We start from the raw sequence: 19,253 nt of genomic DNA, 5'->3' as shown, positions 1-19,253 counted from the left end.
GCCGGAACATGCGTCCTGCCCACAGGTGCCGACGGTGTCGGCGTTGAGACCCTGTCCCCGATCAATTCAGGTGGGGGAGTTTGAGGTGGCCATAAGTGGGGGAATTTGGGTGGCCATCAGGGTGCATGGTGTGCCCGTCATACGGGTTGCCAGGAAAGCTCCTGGCACCCACGATCAGGTTGCCCTTGAGCGTCATGGCCAGGCCGACCTTCACACCAAACTCGTACGGGTTGCGGCTTTTGCCTTTGCTGATGCACTCCACCTCTGGCGCGTGCCAGCTGTAGAGCTTGGCGCGGTTGCCCAGCGCTTTGCGGGTGCCGGTCTGCGTGACCAAGCGTTTGGCCTTGCCCAAGGTCTGGCCCAAGGTCTGGCCCAAGGTGTCTTGTATGGCTTGGCTGAGCGTGGTCATCTTGCGAGCCACCTCGCGTTGCAGCCCGCCAACGATGGTACGCTGGCGTTTGATGACTTTGCGCATGCGCTTGAACTGCCGGGCATGGGCGTAACGCCCAGCCTTGTAGCACAGCAGCTGGCCTTCTTTTGCGTAGGTTTGCTTGAGCTCGATGCCATTGACCTTGGCGGCTTCAACCACTTTGACTCGGGCCGTCTCCAGCAGTTTGCTGTCGGTGGGGTGTGCCATAGCTTTCTCTTGCACCGTGGAGTCCACGATCACGCGGGTCAACTCTTTCTTGGCGATCAGCTTGAGGGTGACCGCTACCTCCATGGTGCGGGCGAGCAGCTCTTCCACACCTTCTTCGCCCAGAGTTTTACGGAAGCGCCCCAGTTGTGTGGGGTCGCACGGCCACTGGTGCTCAAAATACTTATTGCATGAAAAGTACTGCCAAGTCGGTGTCTCGCCCCAGCGCTGGATCACGTCCTCGTCGCTCTCGTTGAACGCATGCTTGAGGTACAGCAGGGCCACCATCAGACGGGTGGGCAGGCGCGGACGGCCGGCGTTGGAGGTGCCGCCACCGGCAACAGCAGTGACCGGACCAAACACATCCAGGCCATCGATCTTCTTGCCTGCTTTGACTGGCCGCGCCCAGCGCCGGACCAGCAATGCCTCGATTTCTTGCCACGGCATGCGGTTGTCCAGCACCGCCAGCGGGTGGCGAAAATCGATCATCTGGTCCAGGCGGTTGCGGAAAAAGTCGTCTGTCATGGCGCTGCTTTCAAAAACTCCCAGAAAACAGGCTCCATTGAATATCTATTTGAGAGTTCTGACCATCCGGATTCACCCCAAACCACAAGCATTCATGCGGGGTTCAGGGGTTTTGCAGGGCCGACTAAAAAAGGCATGGTATTTCCTTTCGGTGGTTGATCCATGCGGACTCAGAACACGGCCGACGCATTCACCTGCGTGAGTGTGTTGCCCAGGTAAAGCTGGTAAGCCACGCTGTCGAGCGTGGTGGCGTAGAGGGCAAAGCCGCTGCGGTCGCTGCTGGCCTGTTGTTGCCAGTTGTCGGCCTGAAGCAAGCTCACGCTGTCTTGGCTGTCGCCCACAATGGCAAAGCTGCGGCTACTGCCCGCATCGGTCAGATCGCGCATCCAGGCCGCACTGAAGCGCAGGGTGTTGCCCGCAGAAGAAGCCTCAGTGCTGCCCGTGATGTCCAACACCTCGAAACTCTGCAGCAAGGTGCCACTGTCTGCGCCCGGTTGGTACAAAGTCGCGCCATTGAGATCCGCGCCCACCTTCAGGGTGTCCGTGCCGGCACCGCCGTGCACCATGATGTCGCCATTGCCATCCAAACCGAACACAGCGGCCATCAAGACCACCACATCATCGCCAAGGCCCCCCATGACCACAGGCGTAGAGGCGGTCACCATGCGGATGGTGTCGTTGCCGTCCAAGCCATGCAAAATACCCTGGGAGTCGGTGGTGTCAAGCACATCGTTGCCGCTGGTACCTAACAAAATGTCAAACTCGCCGGTCGTATCCCCGCGCACCACCTGGTAGAGATCGCTGTAAACACGCATCTTTTCAAAGTTTTTGGCGGTGCTGACTTCGCTGCTGCCCGCACGCTGGGTCAGGATGTCGCCGGTCTGCCCGTTGATGTCAAATGTCCAGTCCAGCTGAAACCCATTGCTGTCGGGGGTGAAGTTATCGTTGCTCCAGACACCGAACGCACTCATGACCTGCAACTTGCCGTCGGCCGTGAACGCAGGCATGGCTTCCTGCCCCTTTACAAACCACGCCAGCGTGTCGGTGCCGGTACCGCCATCCAGGGTGTCCACGCCCGTACTCAGAAACACCAGGTCATTGCCCGCTCCTGCATTGACAGTGTCATTGCCCCCATCACCATGGATGACATCGATCCCGTCGTGGCCGGTGATGTTGTCGTTGCCCTGGTTGCCCCGCACCAGCACCCGGCTGGCTGTGGGGATGGTCGGCGATACCGCCGCCAGATTGATGGTGTCGCTGAGGTACGAACCCTGGTAAGCCACATCACCGTTGACGCTGTCGGTGGCACTCGATGTTGCTTTCCAAAAAATGAGGTGATCGCCTGGATGATCAGCCTCCTGGATCTGGTCGTTGGCGTCCTTGAACTGCAGGAAATAACCCAAGGCCTCAACCCCATTCGGCCAGCCACTGCCATTCAGGGGCAGGGTGTAGGTGTCAACTGCCGTGCTGTTGCCCGATTGGTAGAGCTTGACGTAACGGCCTGTGGCAGCGCCGTTGCTGTCGGTGCTCACCTCGTAGTTCAGGTAATAGTTACGCGCCTGAACGGCCGTGGTCACGCTGCTGGGCAACAAGACGGGCACACCCATCACGTCGCGGTCGCCGGCACCGCCATTGGCGCTGGTGCTGCTCAAGGTTTTGGGCACCACAGTGCTGGCCGCATCAAACACCTCCATCATGTCGTTGTTGGCCGTGCCGGTGACGCCGGTGAACGAGGTGTACAGCCAGGTGCCCGCAGTGATGGCCACACGGTTGAGCGTCAGGTTCGCGCTCTGGTTGTAGCTTGCAGACTCCACACTCTTGATGCTGCTGCCGTTGACGTTTTCCAAACCGCTGATGCGGTACATCCAGCCCGCGCCCACCGCATCGGCGCTGCCATAGGTGTAGGCAAACTCCACGGACGACTGCTGGTTCCAGGTGCCGTTGATCGAGTCGCTGTAAGGCACAAAGTCTGCGTACACCGTGCGCGGCGGCTGCGCCCCCGTGGGGTCCGTCAGCACCAGCGCCAGGCGCGGCGTGCCCTGCACCGTCACCACCTGGTCCAGCTCCACCACAAACTTCAGCGTATCGCCGGGGGTCACAAAGGTAGGCGTTTCGGCCCGCACCAAGGTGACGACCGGAGCGGGGCCATCCCCCATCACAAAACCATCGTCATCACGGACTGTGACTTCGGTCTGGGTAAATCCAAGGGATGTTCCCTCCCCAGGGTAAGACACACTCACACCAAAACGCTCGTTATTTTCCCAATCTGTGTCACCTTTGACATTGATCACAATGGTCTGACTGGTTTGCCCAGTCGCAAAAGACACGGTTCCACTGGTCATTTGTCCATCTGCAAAGTCAGCGCTGCTGGTACCGTAATGACTCAATAACCACGTACCCAAAAGCTCTGAAGCGCTATTGCCGGTTCGCGTGACAGTGAATGTCACGGGAGTGATGCCACTGTTGCCTTCACTGACTTCGCCATTGAAAGTGTCCGAACTGATCAACAAGGAGTTGCTGTTCTCATTCACAATGCCAAGGCCGGAGACCCAGACATTGGAGTCCACCAGCAACTGCACGCCACTGCTGTGCTGGAACACCTTGTGACTTTGGTTGTTGTAGCTGACGGTCGCGGCTTTGGCTGTCCAGCCGCTGCTGTCACTCAGGCTCAGACTGCCTAACCCTGACACCAGAAACTGCCGCTGGCTGGCGTCCAGGCCGCTGATGACCTCACCCCAGGCACTGGTGTTGCTGCCACTGGCGTAGAGGTTGTGGATGTCCTGCGCACTCAACTCCAGGTAGCTGCCCTGCGCCAAGCCAAGCCCTTCAATGTTTTTGAGCACACGCGAGGCGTTGACGTTGCTGCCGGAATTCCATTCAAAAGCCTGGCTCAACTGGCCGCTCACAAAAGTCGTCAACTGCAGCACATCGCGCCCGGCCCCGCCGTCGATCAGCAAGGCCCGATCGCCGTTGCGCCAGTCGTTCGTGTGCAGCCAGCCACTGCTGAGGGTGATGGTGTCGTTGCCCGCACCGGCCAGCACCACATCGGCCACGGCATTGATGGTGTCGTCACCACTGGTGCCCACCTTGAAGGTGTTGGTGCTGCGGCCACTGCTGTTCTCGTCCAGGCGCCACTGCAGGCGTTCCATGTTTTTGGCTTGGGCCACGTTGCGGCCCAGGGCCACGTCGTACACCGCGATGCGGTTGCTTCCATCGGTCCCAAAGTCGGTGCTCAGGCGGTAACGCTCGACCCAGCCGTTGGCATCTGGGGTAAAGCCATAGTCCCATGAGCCGTAGGCCGAATACACATGGATCAGGCCAGCGTCATCGACGGTGATTTTCTTTTCCTGGCCGGGCAAGTCAAAACGCAAGGTGTCGATGCCTTCGCCACCGTCAGTGCTGTCGGTGCCACGGCGAATCACCACATGGTCATCGCCCTTGCCCGCATTGATGAGGTTGGTCCCACCACCCCCGCGGATGATGTCCACCCCATCGTGGCCCGTGATGGTGTCGTTGCCCTGCTCGCCTTCGATAAAAATGAACTGCGCTGCGTCACGGCCCGACACATCGATCACATCGCTGTTCAGGCTGCCCTGCACCCAGCGCTGGTTAGGATTGACGGGGTCGATGTATTCGTGTTGCCCCAAGGTGAGCAAGACATTGTCCAAGCCAGCAAACTGCACCTGACCGGCGCTGTCTTTGTACACCGCGTGGTAAATCAGTTGCTCCACCCCCATGGGCCAGTGGGCGTCGCTGGGCACGGTGTAGGTGTCCACCACGGTGCTGCCGTTTTTCAGCAAGACTTGGCGCACACCTTCTGTGGTGACGTTGTAGCTCAGGCTGTAGGCTGCAGCTGCGCTGCTGCTGGTGACACTTCCCGGCAAGAGCACCGACACGGCCAGCGCGTCGCGGTTGCCCGCGCCGCCATTGGCGCTGCTGGCGCTCAGGGCGCGCGGCGTGTTTTGAGGTGCGTCAAACCAGGGCGTCAACAGGTTGTTGGCACTGTCGCCGGCCGTGCTGTCCAGACCTTGTGCATAAACCCAGGTGTAGGGCGAAAACACGGTGCTGTCGTTGAGTGTGATGTTGGCATCGACCGTGCCAGCGCTGTTGTAAGCGGTGATGCTGCCGCCATTGGCGTCGAAGGCGCTCACATGCACCTGCCCCTGCACACCGGCGGCCGGGCGGTAGACAAACTCCACCCCGGTCTGACCATGGTTGGCATCGGTGTAGGGCTCGAAATTAGCGTACACCGTCTGGCTTGTACTGCCGTCGGAAACACTGAGCACCAGGCGCGGAGTACCGGCAACCTTGACCAGATCGCTGAACTTGAGCATGAACCGCAATTCGCTCTCACCCGCGATTTCAATCTTGTCAAAACCCGTGTGGACATACTGCACGCTGGGCGCAGCAATGGCTGTAGCTTGGTAGCTGTTGCTCTGCACATCGTTGCCCGACAGGTCTTGCAAGGCCAATGTGTCGTTGTCAGTCGTGGGGTCGGTGTAACTCACCTGAACGAATGTGCCGCTGGCTGCCGCACTGGCCAAGGTCAAGACCAGCACCGAATTGCTGCCCGCTGCCACGGCAACGCTTTTCACCTCCACACTCTGGCCGTTGACCGTGACCGCAAAGGCACTGGCAGGGGGCAAATGCGCTGCGTCCAGCGCCTCACTCAATGTCAGAACCACAGTGCTTGCACTGGAGTAGACCGAGTTCAAGATGGAGGGCGGCGTGTTGTCCACGACCGTGATGGTATTGGCCTCTTCGGGCACATCGCTGGGCACCCAGGGCCGATTGCTGGCAGCGTCGTACAGGCCCACATTGCCACGGTTCATGGCCCCCACGGTGATTCCGCCTGCGGTGTCCACATCTCCGCTTTGAATCCAGTACTCGTAGACCAGCTTGTTGCTGCTGAAGCCCCAGGTAACGGTGCCCGTGCTCGAACTCAGTTGCAAATTGAGGGTGGCATAACGGGTCTGTCCGCCAATGTCCAACGCCACATGGCCAACGTAGCCGCCGCTGTGGTAGAGCTTGAGATTTTCGCTGACCGGAATTCCCACGCGGATCAAGTCGTGCTGCACAAGCGAATCGGTGGTTTCAGCATAAGTGCTGCTTTGGGTCTGTGTGTCCCAAGTGTTTTTGTAGCCTTTGACCACCGCCGTGCCCAACACCGGGCGGGTGATGTCGGCGGGCAGGCTGGTGATGTCGCTGCTGTTGCTGTTGCCATTGGCATCTTTTGCGGCACCCGCACCAATGACAATTTGGTCGCCCTGCTGCACCTCATGGCCGCTGCCCAGGGCCAACGTGAATGTGTAAGCCCAGCCCGTCGCCTCCAGACTCGGCTGGACCGAAAGTTTGTTGCTGCTGGTCCACATGCTCTGGCTGTTGCTGAGCTGGCCACTGTTGGCATACCATTCGCCCCCCAGCACCACGCCCTCGCGTGGCACGCTGCTGGTGCCTGTGCCCCCACCCGAACCGCTGGCCCACCAACTCTGCGCTGTGCCATTGACCGAGCTGCTTTCGGGCGTGAGCACGTAGTTGCTCCAGCCCACAGGGCGCCACAAATACCAGCCCTGGCCAGCGCTGTCGATGTGTTTGTAAACCGGGTAGTTGTTGACATCGGCGCTCAGTGCCACACCACTGGTGCTGAAACCCGAGAAAACAGGCGCGCCCATGTTCTTGTTGTACGCCGGACTCCACAGCGTGGTGTAGGCGCCGTCGGCTGCCGTGCTGAAGCCACTGACCGTGATGGTGCTGGGGTAAGTGGCTTCCACTTGGGCGCCTGCCCCCAGGTTGCGCACCACCGTTCCGTCTGCACTGGTGACCTTGATTTGGCCATTGGCAAAGGCGGTCTCCAGGTGGTCCACGTTGACGATTTCTGCGAACCGGAAGTTGAACGTATCACCCACTGTGCCAGAGACCACAGCTTTGTCAGAGTTGTACACGCTGGCAATGGTCGGGGCCGTAGTGTCAGCGCCAATGCTGACGGTGTTGCTCGTCTCCACCACGTTGCTCGGCGCTGAGAATCGGTTACCCGACAAGTCAAACACATTGCTGTTGTTGCGGTTGTAAGCCCCAACGGTGATGCCCCCCAGCACGTCGCTGTCGCCTGTTTGCACCACGTAGTCAAACACCAGTTTGTTGCTGCTGGTGGCGCCGTTGGCAAAGCTCAGACCACGGTTGATGCCGGCCTGGCGGGTGCTGGCGTCCAGTTCCAGCGTGAGCGAAGGCGTGGTGTTGCTGCTCACGGTCACCGCTTCGTTCATGGTTATTGTCACGCGCACGATGTCGCCCGCCACCAGGGCCGTGGTTTTGACCGAGCCGTCGCTGCCAATGCCCTGCACCACGGCAGGGCTGCTGCTCAGGGCCGTGGGGCGCGTGATGTCGGCAGGCAGCGCAAAAGTGACATCGCTGGTCGCGAGCTTGTTGGCCGTGTCTTTGACAAAAACTTTGTCGATGACCAGCGTGTCGCCCGCCTGCGCGGTGTTACCCGCGCCCAGGGCCAGCACAAAGGTGCGCCCCCAGCCATTGGGCTCCAGGTCGGCCGCGGCGATGCGGCTGGTCCCGGCCCAGGGGTCAACGCCTTCTTGCAAGGCCCCCGTCTTGGCACTCCAGCCCGACACGCCCAGCACCGCCGTTCTGACCGTCGGGTCGGTGCTGTTGGTCGCGGTGGAAATGAACCACTCCCGGGCATTGCCCTGCGCATCCAGCGGGTTGTCCTGCGAGATGATCCAGGTCCGCCAGCCGGTTTGCTGCCAGATGTACCAGACACTGCCGTCGGTGTTGGTCTTTTTGTAAATGGTGGTGCTGTTGTTGACGCTGAAGCTGTCGGGCTTGGCCAGACCAAAACCGTTGGCAAAAGTCGGCACCACGGTGTTGCTGTTGGTGGCCGTGCTCCACAGGCTGGTGTAGCTGCCGTTGGCAGCCTCTGACAAACCCGTCACCACAATGCTGCTGGGGGTGTAAGCCTCCAGCACCGCGCCAGCCCCCAGGCTGCGGCTGACGCCGTTGGCCCCCAGCAGGCTGACCTTGCCTTGGGCCATGGCATCCTGCAGCAAATCGGCATTGACCACTTCGCTGAAGCGCAGCATGAAGTTGTCGGCGGTGGGGCCACTCAAGGCCCCCTGGTCGTAAGCCCTGGGGGCCTCGCTGGCCACGGCACTGGAGGTCGGGGCCGCATCAAAGCTGGTGCCCGTGAGCGTGATGGTCGCCTTCTGGGCCACACTGGCGCCCTGCGCGTCCTTGACGAGGTAGTTCACCAGCACTTGCCGGGTGGCCCCCTCGGCCAGGTCGCCAAAGGCCGCGTGGCTCGGGTTGACCGTGAGGGTCTTGCCATCGGCGCCCAGGCTCAAGCCTGCCGACAAGGTGCTGCTGACGGCGCCGTTGCCCACCTTGTAAGTCAGGCCCGACACGCTCAGAGCGCTGTCGTCCACATCGCTGGCCCCTTGCAGCAGGTCGATGGTGTAGGCACTGTCCCCCTCGTTGGCCGCCGACACCAAGGCGGCGGCCACGGTGGGCGCGTCGTTGCTGCCCTGCACTTTAACCGTCAGTTGCGCACGGGCTTTTTGTCCGGCGCTGTCGGTCAGCTCGTAAGTGAACACATCGTCGCGCTGCTCACCGACCTTGAGTGCCTGCACCGAGCTGGCCTGGTTGCTGAGCTGGTAAGCGTAGTAGCCATCGGCATACAAAGTCAGGCTGCCATAAGCCCCCGTCAGAAGCACCGAGCCCGGGCTGTCCTCGACCACAGTGTCAATCGGCTGGGCCTGCGCCCCCAAAGTGGCCCCAACATCGGCCGAACTCACGCGGAAGCTGCTGGCACTGCGGCTGTCATTGCCCAGCACATTGCCCAGCGCCTGCGCCTTGCCCACCACGGCACCGTGGCTGCTGAGGCCCGCCTCGGTCACGGTATTGACGTCGGCCACGGCCACCGGGGCTGCGGGCTTGGCCAGTTGCAGCACCACATCGCTGTGCGCAATGCCGCCCTGGCCATCGCTGGCGCTGACACGCACCGTCAGGGTACCGCTGGCGGTTTCAGGCGGGGTGCCGCGCAAGCTGCGCGTCACGGCGTCCCACTGCAGCCAGTCGGGCAAGGCCGCTGTGGTGCCTTCTTGCACTTGCGCTGCGCTCAAGCTCAGGCCGTCGCGGTCCGGGTCGGCAAACAGCGTTGCAGGCATGGTGTAGGCAAAAGCCTGCCCCTGTGCCAAACTCAAAGTGGTCTGAGCCACACTGGCCACCGGGGCGTCGTTGCTGCCAGTCACCTGCACCAGCAACTGGCTGCTGGCGGTCTGCCCCGCGTTGTCACTGACCTGGTAGCTGAAAATGTCGTTCACCACCTGCCCGGCCTTCAGGCCATTGCTGCGGGCCGCATCGAGGCTGTAGCTGTAGCTGCCGTCGGCGCCGATTTGCAGCGTGCCGTACAGGCCCTGCAAAGTCAGCGCGTTCTGCGCGCTGCTGCTGCCCGCAGGCACCGGAATCATCGACACCGAAGTATCTGCGCTGGCGTGAGACCTGGCGCCGGTCACGGTCAAGGCGGTGGATGCCGTGTCGTTGTTCAGCACATTGTCCGCGGCAGTCGTTTGCCCCTGTTCTTGACCGTTGGTGTCGATCCCGCTCTCCAGCACCTGGGCCAGGTCGACCTTGGCCACCGGTGCCGCTGCAGGGCTGATGGCCAAGGTAAAGCCCTGCGACGCGGACAAAGCCGTGTCGGCCGTGCCGTCGGTCGCGGTGATGCGAATGTTCAACTGGCTGGCCGTTGCTGAGGCCGGGGCAGTTCCGCTGAAAGTACGGCTCTCGGCATTGAACTGCAACCAACTGGGCAAGGCCACACCATCGGCCAGGCTGGCGCTGTAGCTCAGGGCTTCGCCCTCGACATCCACAAAAGCCTGCGCGTCAAAGGTGTAGCTGAAGCTGCCGCCCGCCATCACGGTTTGGCCGATCACCGCCTTGGCGGCGTTGACTCGGGGCGCATCGTTGGTGCCCGTCAGGGAGAAGGTCGCGGTTTGTGCCACCGTGCCCCCTTGCCCGTCCAACACGGTGTAGCTGGCCACAATGCTTAGGGTCTCGCCCACCTTCAGGGTGTTGTAGGCCGGGTGGCGCGGGTCCAGGCGCAGCACCAGGTCGCTGCCCAGGCCCATGCCGGCGGGCAGGTCTTGCCCGGTGTTGCCGGTGGGCTCGCCACCGACGGTGAAGCTCAGGCCTTGCACACGCAGGTTGTCGGCATCGACATCGTTGGCGTTTTTGAGCAAATGCAGCGCCGCCAGACCGGCGCCCTCTGTGGCGTCCACAGCCAAAGCCGCGCTCACCGTGGGTGCATCGTTGGTGCCCGTGAGGGTGATGGTGACCCTTTGGGCCACACTGGCCCCCTGTGCATCAGTGACCCGGTAACTCAGCACCAGGTCTTGTTTGGCCCCGGCAGCCAGACCGTGGTAGGCCTCGTGACCAGGGTCCACCGTCAGGGTTTTGCCATCGTTGCCCAGACTCAAGCCATCGGGCAAGCCGGTGCCCAGCGGCCCGGAACCCAGCTTGTAGGTGATGGCCGACACCTGCAATGACAGGGCCTCACCGGCATCCGGATCGCTGGCGCCTTGCAGCAAATTCAGGGTGTAAACGTTGCCGCCTTGGTTGGCCGCAGACACCCAAGCCGCACCGACGGTGGGGGCGTCGTTGCTGCCGCGCACCGTCACAGTAGCCGTGGCCGCCTCTGTGGCCAGGTTGTCCCAGAATTTCAAGGTGTCCACACTGCTCTGCCCTGCGGTCAAGGCCTGCACGGCAGGCCTTGAGTTGCTCAGTGCGTAGGTGTAGCTGCCATCGGCCTTGACAATCCAGGAGCCGTAAATGCCTTCGACTACCACGCCTTCTGTGGTGACCAGGATTTCTTCACCCTCACCAAACTGCACCTTGGCAATGGATTTCCCCGCGCTGATGTCCACACCGCCCAGCAGCTTTCCACTGGCCACCGCCTTGCCAGCGCTGGGCTGGTGGGTGGCCGTCAGGCCCGCCTCGGTCACCGTCAGGGCCAAGTCGGCCGGGACATTGGTGGCGCTGCCGTCCACCTTCAGGTTGCCCTGTGCGTTCACCGCACTGGATGTGAGTGTCGCGGCGCTGCCCAGCGCCACATCCTTGATGCTGGCCGCCGCATTGCCGACGCCCAACTGCAAGGCGTTGGCGTTCAGGGCCACGCCATCGCTGTCGGTATCGCCAGCCAGCACTGTGTAGCTGAACAAAATCTGCTTGCGTTCGGCCGACAGGCCCGCAAATCTGGCCTGCCGGGTGGCGTCGCCCACCTGCAGGTTCAGCGTCAAAGCGTCCGCATTGCTGACCGTGATGGCTTTGTCAAACTGCACCACGGCGCTGAGGGTATCGCCCTGGATCAAGCTGCCGCTGCGGCTGCCGTGCAGGTTGATGCCGACAATCTGGGCGGCTGGCGCCGCCGCCTCGATGGTGAAGGCCCGGCTCACGCTGGCCGTGTTGCCCGCCACATCGGTCACGGCAGCCACCACACTGAAGCTGCCCGTGCCCAGGCTGGCCAAGTCTCCCTTGCTAAGGGTAACCTGATCGGGCGCGGTCCCTTTGGCATTGCTGAAGGTTTTGACGACCTGTGGGCTGCCGCCTTCTTTCTGGAAGGTGATGGTGCCGCTGCTGCCTTTTTCGGCAACAAAGCTGTAATTGAGGTTTTTGCCCGTCTGAATGACCGACTGCTCCACCAGGCTGATCAGGTTATCACCCGCCACCTGCCCCAAAGCCACTTGCGCATGCCGGTCCACCACCAGCGCGCTGCTGGCGCTGGCTTGCACATCGTTGGCGTCAATCATCACCCTGACCACATAGCCGCCTTGCAGCGCCAATGCGTCGCCTTCGGCCACGGAGGCACTCCACTGACCATTACTCAGGCTTTGCACCTGGGCCTGCACCGCCGTGCCATCGCCCAAGGGCTGCAGCCACACCTGCATGTCGGCAGCCGTCACGCCCTCGCTGCCCTCGCCAGAGACTGTGCCCGACAGCGTGAGGGACGCCAGCACATCCTCGTTGTTGAGCAGGTTGTCGCCACCCACCTTGTCAATGCCAATGGAAACCGCACCCACAGTAAACGACCAGCTGCCGTCTGCCGCCAGGGCATTGGTGGCCAGGGCGTTGCCTGCCAGATCGGTCAAAGGGCTGCCCGTGGCCTCGATGGTGTACTGGCCCGCAGGCAAGGGGGCCAAGCTGTCGGGCAGGGCATAACTCACCGTCAAGCCATCTGCCGACAGCACGCCTTGCTGGGCCTGCCAGCTCGCCACAGCCTGCCCAGCTGCATTTTTAAGAACCAGCGTGCCGCTGGTGCCCTTGCTCACGGTTTCGCCAAAGCTCAGTGTCAGGCTCTGCACGCCCGCGTTGCCCACCGTGCTGTTGTCGACCGGAATCTGGGCCAACACCACGGGTGCCGTGGTGTCCACATACAGCGGCAAACCGTTGTAGGCGGACAGGCCCAGATCGGCGGCATTGCCCGCCAGATCAGTCACGATGGCGGTCACGCCCAGCACGCTCACGCCCTGGGTATCCGTCAACTGCTGGCCCACGGTGTAGTCAAACACCAGGGTGCGCGAGCCACTGCGCTGGCTGTTGTACTGGGCATTCACCGTGCTGCTGCCAATTTGCAGCTGCACCGTGGCGCCGTCAGCCACGGTCACCGCCTCGCTGGCGCTCAACATCACCCGCACGGTGTCGCCAGCACGCAGCGTGGTCTTGGCCAGCCCTTCACTGTCCAAGCCCTGTAAGCGGCTGATGGTCAAGGTCGGGGCACTGTTGTCCAGCACCATGCTCAGGTCATTGGCAAAGTGGTTGCCCGACACGCTGATGTGCGGCGTCTCTGTGCCCACCTGGGTAAAGACAGCGGTGTAAGTCGTGCCGGTCGGGTCACTCGAGTCTGGCGTCAGCTCAGACAGGCTGCCCCCGCTGACCTGCAAGGCCGATTGCACACCCGCCACCTGCTCTGCGGTAGGCTCGGTCTCAAAGCGCAAAGTCAGTGTGGCGGTCTTGCCGTCACCGATCACATTGCGGCTGCTGGTCAAGAAAAACGCCAGCGGCGCCTCTTCACTGCCATCGACCAACTGCACCGCCCGCAGGGCCACACCCGCCAAGTCTTGCGCCAGATCCGCGCCCTGGGTCTGCACCACTTCAGTCACCGCCTGCGACAACAAGTTCAGCAGCTCAGGGTCATTGAACTGCGTCTGCACAGAGCCCCCCACCAAAGTGAAGGCCTGCACCAATTGGTCCAGCACATCGTTCGTCGCATTGCTCGACCCACTGCGCTCGGCTACCGCGTCCATGCCCGACAACAGCGCCAAGCCCTTCCCATACGCGTCGCTGGCGCTGTCCTTGCCCACTACTTGCGGGTTATCGGCGTCCACAATGTTGCTCAGACCCAGAAAGTCGGCCACCGCTTGGTTGGCGGACGCCCGATCAGCCTCAGAACCTAGTAGCTTGTTGTCATCTCCAATGTTCAAGATGCGCGTGGCCAGCTCAGTCGCTGTAGAAATTTGTGCTTTCTGGCTGCCACCCGTGCCCACCTGCACCATAGCTCGCAGGTTGACAGTAAAGTCCTTGCTCTCGCCCGTGGCCTCGTCCACATAACCCACACCGTCGGCCGTGCCGTCACTGGCCTTGAGCAGCAGCGCCTGCCCGGCGTACTGACTGCCCAACACCAGTTCATACTGACCATTGGCATCGGTGGTGGTCGTGGCCACCACATTGCCTTCAGCGTCGAAAGCGGTGATGGTGATGCCCTCTACCGCGGTGCCTGCTGTCACGCCACCGTTCAGGGTCTGCTCAAGGAATGGTGTTTGGGTGGCGGTATCAAAGCCGATGATGGCGCTCAAGGCGGCGTTCAGATCGGCTGTCAGCGCTGTGCGTGCGTTGTGGGTGAGCACGGCGCCGTCGGCAAAGACCAGTTTGTCTCGTCCCACAGCCGTTGCGCCATTGGCCACGGTGACTTTTTCTGTGCCGCCATTGACCGAGCGGGTGAAGGTGATGGCACCCGAGACTTCGGTCAGGCTCTTGGTGTAGTCGGCCCAGTTGCCTGTCAGGTAGATCTGGTCTTCTCCACCGAGCAGGTTGCGGGCATCAACGGTGGCACCGGCCTTGACGTAGACCTTGTCTGATTGACCCGTGCCGGTGACCACCGTGGACTGGCCCGCTTCGGTCATGGCAAAGGTGGCACCGGTGGTGGTGCTGGTGGTCGAGGCAAAGGCTCGCAGGGTGTTGCCCGCAGGGGCTGTGGGGCTGTAGGCGGCGCTGGTGATGCTGTTGTTTGCGCCCGAGACGGTGTTGAGTGCGGCCGTCAAGCTGCCTTGCAGCGCGGCGTTGGCTTGTTGGGTGCCCACGGCGCCGTCGGCAAAGATGAGCTGGTCGCGGCCCAGGGTGGTGGCACCGTTGGCGACGGTGACTTTTTCGGTCAGGCCGCTGGTGCTGTCGGTGTAGCTGAAGACGATGGCGCCGGGGACGGTGCTGATGTCTTTGGTGTACTGGTCCCAGTTGTAATTAAAGAGGACCACATCGGTGCCGCCAAAGAGGTTGCGCGCATCCAGGTCCACGCCTGCGGCGGCCCAGATGGTGTTGACACCGCCGCTGCCGTTGGCGATCAGCTGCTGCTCGGCCAAGGTGTATTCGGCGCCCGGGGTGCGCAGATCGAGCAAGTCGGCAAAGGAGCCAGTGATGTAATAGCGAAGGATGGTGGACATTCAAATATCTCTCGATCAGAGTAAGGAGGCGTTGACTTTTTATATCACCACAAATAGACACAATTTAATTAAATATGTAATTTAATTAAGGAAAAAATTTCTTAGATTTTAATTATCGAGCTGGAATAAGGCTGCGGTAAATCGCCCCGGGCTTTGAGGAGGCTCCACACTTTGAGAGGATGGAGCCATGAGCAAGAAATCAAACCGTTTTTCACCCAAGATCCACGAATGTGCCGTTCGGATGGTGCAAGAGCCCCGAGGCGAGTACCCCTCACTGTGGGCCTGTATTGAATCGATTGCTCCCAAGATCGGCTGCGATTCCCAGACGCTTAACGATTGAGTCAGCAGCGTGAGATCGACACAGGTGGCCGCGAGGGCCTGAGCACCACTGAACGCGAGCACATGAAGACCCTGGAGCGGGAGAACAAGAAACTGCGCCGCGCCAATGAGAATCTCAAGCTGGCCAGCGCGTTGCCGCCTGCATGCGGCCCGCCAGCGCAATCCAGAACTTCATTGCGCCCGTGCCAAACGTTATCGGGCCAACCGGCAATTCAATGCCCGCCGTCCCAACGCGCTGTGGGTGTCGGACTTCATCTATGTCTCAACTTGGCAGGGCCGGTTGTTCGTGGCCTTTGTCGTTGATGTCTACGTCCGGCGCATCGTCGGCTGAAGGGTGAGCCATTAGATGCGCACCGACTTCGTCCTGGACGCAATGGAACAGGCACTACACGAGCGCCAGCTGCAACTGTCAGACCAGCTCATTCATCACTCCGACAGGGGCATCCAATACGTTTGCATTCGCTAAACCGAACGGCTGGCAGAAACAGGCATCGAACCTTCGGTCGGCAGCCGTGGCGACAGCTGCGACAACGCCTTGGCTGAGAACATCAACGATCTGTACAAGGCCGAGTTGATCCACCGCCGGGACCTTGAAAATCCAGGGAATCCCTGGAACTGGCCGCCCTGCAATGGGTGCACTGGTTACACAACAACCGACTGACCGAACCCATCGGCTGCATCCTGTCGGCCGAGGCTGAGGCAAACTGAAGCGCTCAGCTGCCGTGTAATTAAATTGAGCACATATAAGATTGCATAATCGTAAAAAACATACTTTTCAAATCCGCTTCAGCGAATCTCGGGACAACCCCTCCCAGGTCAGGCAACTAACTCATCTACCCACCATGCACTCGTGGCACGAAGACCTGCTCAACTTGCTGGTGACACCGGTCACCACCCCGCAGGCCATCTTTGCGGACATTGAGCGCGCCGCCAGCAAGTTGGGGTTTGAACACGTTGCCTACGGCTTTCAGGCGCCCTACCCGGTCACGCAACCCACCGTGACGACGATCAACAACTACCCCACCGACTGGCAAGCGCATTACCACCGCGCGGGCTACATGCACACAGACCCGGCCGTCCTGCACGGCAAGCGCAGCACCCAACCACTGCTCTGGACCCGGCAGACCTTTGCCGACAACCCGGCGCTGTGGCAAGACGCACAGGACCACGGCATCCGTACTGGGTGGGGACAATCCAGCATCGAAGCCAACGGCTCCGGCAGCCTCTTGTGTGTGTGCCGAAGCCACGAACCGCTCACGTCACGGGAGCTGAAGGCCAAAGAGCAGCAAATGCGCTGGCTGGTCCAGGTGGCGCACATCAGCCTCTCCCGCGCCCTTGTGGCCGCACAAAGCACCTGCGCCTCGACCCTGACAGCACGCGAGAGGGAAACCCTGCAATGGACGGCCGACGGCAAGTCGGCGCAGGACATCGCCGACATCCTGACCCTGAGCAAAAGTGCCGTGGACTTTCACATCGCCAACAGCCTCAAAAAACTCAATACGCCCAACAAAACCGCTGCCGTGGCCAAAGCCGTGCAGCTGGGCTGGCTGCGCTGATAAACTTTTTGAGACCGGACGCACATACGGGCATGAAAATCACCGAAACCGGACAAGTCCACACCAGCATGCAGGAGCTGCTGACGCTTCACCTGACGCATTTTTTTTCGGCTCTGGACACCCCTGACCCACGGGTCCAGCCCGCACAAACCTTGAGCGTCAACCAGGTGTGGAGCGGCTACACCGAATGGCGGGGCCAATGCCGCCTGCCCGTCAGCATCGGCTGGGACTGGCAAGTGACCGCCCGCGACCGCCAGTTGCACTGGCATCGCGAGGCTCTGCCCAGAACCAATCTACAGCTCATCAATCATCACGGACAGGCCCTGAGCTGGCACGACAACATCATGGTGCTGGCCAGCTGGATCGACGCACACAGTTGGCAAACCGAAGTGGCTCAAGCCGTGCATTGTCAACCTGCTATTTTTGGTAGCTTACAGCTGCACTGACGACTCCCTAGCATCCATTCCTTGTTCAACCCAAGACCAAGGAATGACATGCAACACTACAGCGCAGGCACCCGGCAGCAACTCCCAGCCCCGCTCTTCGAGCAAATGGGCCACTACCGCCGATCCGTCTTCATCGAGCAACTCGGCTGGGAACTGCAGACCACCAACGGCATGGAACTCGATGAATTTGATGGCCCCAATGCCGTCTACGTCTGCTCACACGACGATGAAGGGCAAGTCAGCGGCGTCGCCCGCCTGTTGCCCACCACCGCGCCTTACCTCATGGAAAAAGTGTTCCCCGAGCTCTGGGCAGGCACTCGTCTGCCGCATGACCCGTGTATCTGGGAACTTTCGCGCTTTGCCGCGGCCGCCTCCACACAGAACCAACAGCCAAGCACACACCAAGCGTCGGCCTACCATGCGGAAGAATTGCTGCTCAGCGTCATGCGCACCAGCCTAGCGCTGGGGGCCGATACGCTGGTCACCGTATCGCCAGTGGGCATGGAACGCCTGCTGCGGCGCAACGGCTACCGTGTGGAACGTGCCGGCGCCCCCATCATCAACCATGGTCTGCCCATCGTGTCCCTGCTCATTGACTGCCGACAAGTGCGCAACTGAAAACCCATCATGCAAATCATACAAATCCCCTCCTCCCTGGTCACGCCGCTCAGCCAATTTCTGTCAGACCCGGAAACGGTGCTTCGACAAGGTGGCACATCGGCAGTGACGGTTTTTCATCACAACCAGCCCTACTTTCATGTGCTCACACCAGAAGGCTGGACGCACCATTTTCGTGCTGACGAGGAGCTTGCTGAACCTGTCACTCCAAGTGTTCGAAACAAAAACACCGAAAAAACACAGCAAAACAGCTTTCTATTTTTGAGTCATCAGCTCGTCGAAGCAGAAACGCATCGCAGCCAGCGCGGAGAAGTCAGTCGTGACAGCGTCAACATTCTGAAAAACCGGCTCACAGCGCATGTTTTGCCATTTCTTTCTAACCATTCGCCATCAATGACCACCGAAACCGTACTCGAAAACTTCGTCGAATACCTGTGCGACAAAAAATTCAGTACAACCACCGTCTCACAGTATTTGGTCATTGTGAGAAAACTGCTCAAGCTGGCCGTTCGCCAAAAACTGCTGCATGAACTGCCGCAGATCCCCAAGGTAAAAATCCTTCATCGACCACGCAGCATGCTGTCTGTCGGGGAATACAAAACCATGGTAGCAACGGCTCACCGCCTGACTCGCCAGAAATTGATCGCCCCCAAAGTCAAGCAAACCGGTCCAACTGCGGGGAAATTCTGGATTGCGCAAAAGCACCTCACGTTAATGCCTGACATGGCGTGGGCCATACGTTTCATGGTCAACAGCTTTATCCGGCCAGGAGATCTTCGCCAACTTAAACACAAACACGTACAAATCTGCCGTGGCGAACACCTCTACCTGAAACTGAATGCACCAGAAACGAAACGGCATGATGCGACCATGGTCAGCCTCAGACCTGCAGTACATGTTTACGAAAAATTATTGCAAAGCGCCCAACTACAAGGCTTTGGGAACCCAGACGACTATGTATTCCTGCCCGCAGAACAGGATCGTGAGTACGCACTGTCAGTGCTGGGGTTTTGGTTCAAGTGGGTCATGCGCGAGGCGGGATTAAACACCGAAGACACCTGGGCACGTCCGCGCACACTTTACTGCCTGCGCCACACCGCCATCATGTTCAGGCTTTTGTACGGCCAAGGCATTGACATGCTGACCCTGGCGCGCAACGCACGAACCTCCATACAGGTCATTGAACGCTTTTATGCTTCATCACTGAACGGAGAAATGAATGTGGCGATATTGCAAAGCCGCCGCAACAACAACCAACAGCGCAAGCGTCATCAAATGATTTGATTTTGCCGTTGGCCCACCCTAACGTACACAGCTAGCCTTGTTGGTGGCGGTGCGCTGCCCGCATGGCTGACATTCGATGCAGGGACCCGCACCTTCAGCGGCAACCCCACCGGCGCAGGCACCACCAGCGTGCGCGTCA

The 19,253-nt window shown here is 60.7% G+C and carries 6 protein-coding genes and 2 pseudogenes; 6 read left to right on the top strand and 2 right to left on the bottom strand.

The window, feature by feature from the left end:
- Nucleotides 1-61 precede the first annotated feature (61 nt).
- Both QLQ16_RS15605 and QLQ16_RS15600 read right to left on the bottom strand, forming a co-directional pair.
- Entirely contained in the window at nucleotides 62-1,159 is a 1,098-nt protein-coding gene (locus QLQ16_RS15605; protein WP_283225584.1) for an IS5 family transposase, read from the bottom strand.
- A 170-nt stretch (nucleotides 1,160-1,329) separates the two neighbouring features.
- On the bottom strand, nucleotides 1,330-14,871 hold the full coding sequence (locus QLQ16_RS15600; RefSeq protein ID WP_283225583.1) for a VCBS domain-containing protein: 13,542 nt from the start codon (nucleotides 14,869-14,871) through the stop codon (nucleotides 1,330-1,332).
- Nucleotides 14,872-15,058: 187 nt separating this feature from the next.
- On the opposite strand from QLQ16_RS15600, the pseudogene QLQ16_RS15595 reads away from it, so the two are divergent.
- The 6 genes and pseudogenes from QLQ16_RS15595 to QLQ16_RS15835 form a co-directional block, all read left to right on the top strand.
- Nucleotides 15,059-15,918, top strand: a pseudogene (locus QLQ16_RS15595) (IS3 family transposase).
- Nucleotides 15,919-16,052: 134 nt separating this feature from the next.
- Nucleotides 16,053-16,766, top strand: coding sequence for an autoinducer binding domain-containing protein (locus QLQ16_RS15590; protein WP_283225582.1), 714 nt, complete (start codon nucleotides 16,053-16,055; stop codon nucleotides 16,764-16,766).
- A gap of 32 nt (nucleotides 16,767-16,798) precedes the next feature.
- Entirely contained in the window at nucleotides 16,799-17,212 is a 414-nt protein-coding gene (locus tag QLQ16_RS15585) for a DUF4902 domain-containing protein (protein ID WP_283225581.1), read from the top strand.
- A 48-nt stretch (nucleotides 17,213-17,260) separates the two neighbouring features.
- Nucleotides 17,261-17,830, top strand: a complete 570-nt coding sequence (locus QLQ16_RS15580; protein ID WP_283225580.1) for an acyl-homoserine-lactone synthase — start codon at nucleotides 17,261-17,263, stop codon at nucleotides 17,828-17,830.
- A 9-nt stretch (nucleotides 17,831-17,839) separates the two neighbouring features.
- The gene (locus QLQ16_RS15575) at nucleotides 17,840-19,114 is read left to right on the top strand and encodes a phage integrase SAM-like domain-containing protein (protein WP_283225579.1); all 1,275 of its coding nucleotides are present in this window, start codon (nucleotides 17,840-17,842) and stop codon (nucleotides 19,112-19,114) included.
- A gap of 27 nt (nucleotides 19,115-19,141) precedes the next feature.
- A pseudogene (locus QLQ16_RS15835) lies at nucleotides 19,142-19,253 on the top strand (putative Ig domain-containing protein); the annotation flags it as partial.

The sequence above is a fragment of the Limnohabitans lacus genome (assembly GCF_030053395.1).
GTDB lineage: Bacteria > Pseudomonadota > Gammaproteobacteria > Burkholderiales > Burkholderiaceae_C > Limnohabitans_A > Limnohabitans_A lacus.
Note: the sequence above shows the minus strand (reverse complement) of the source record. Positions and strands in the feature narration are given on the sequence as shown.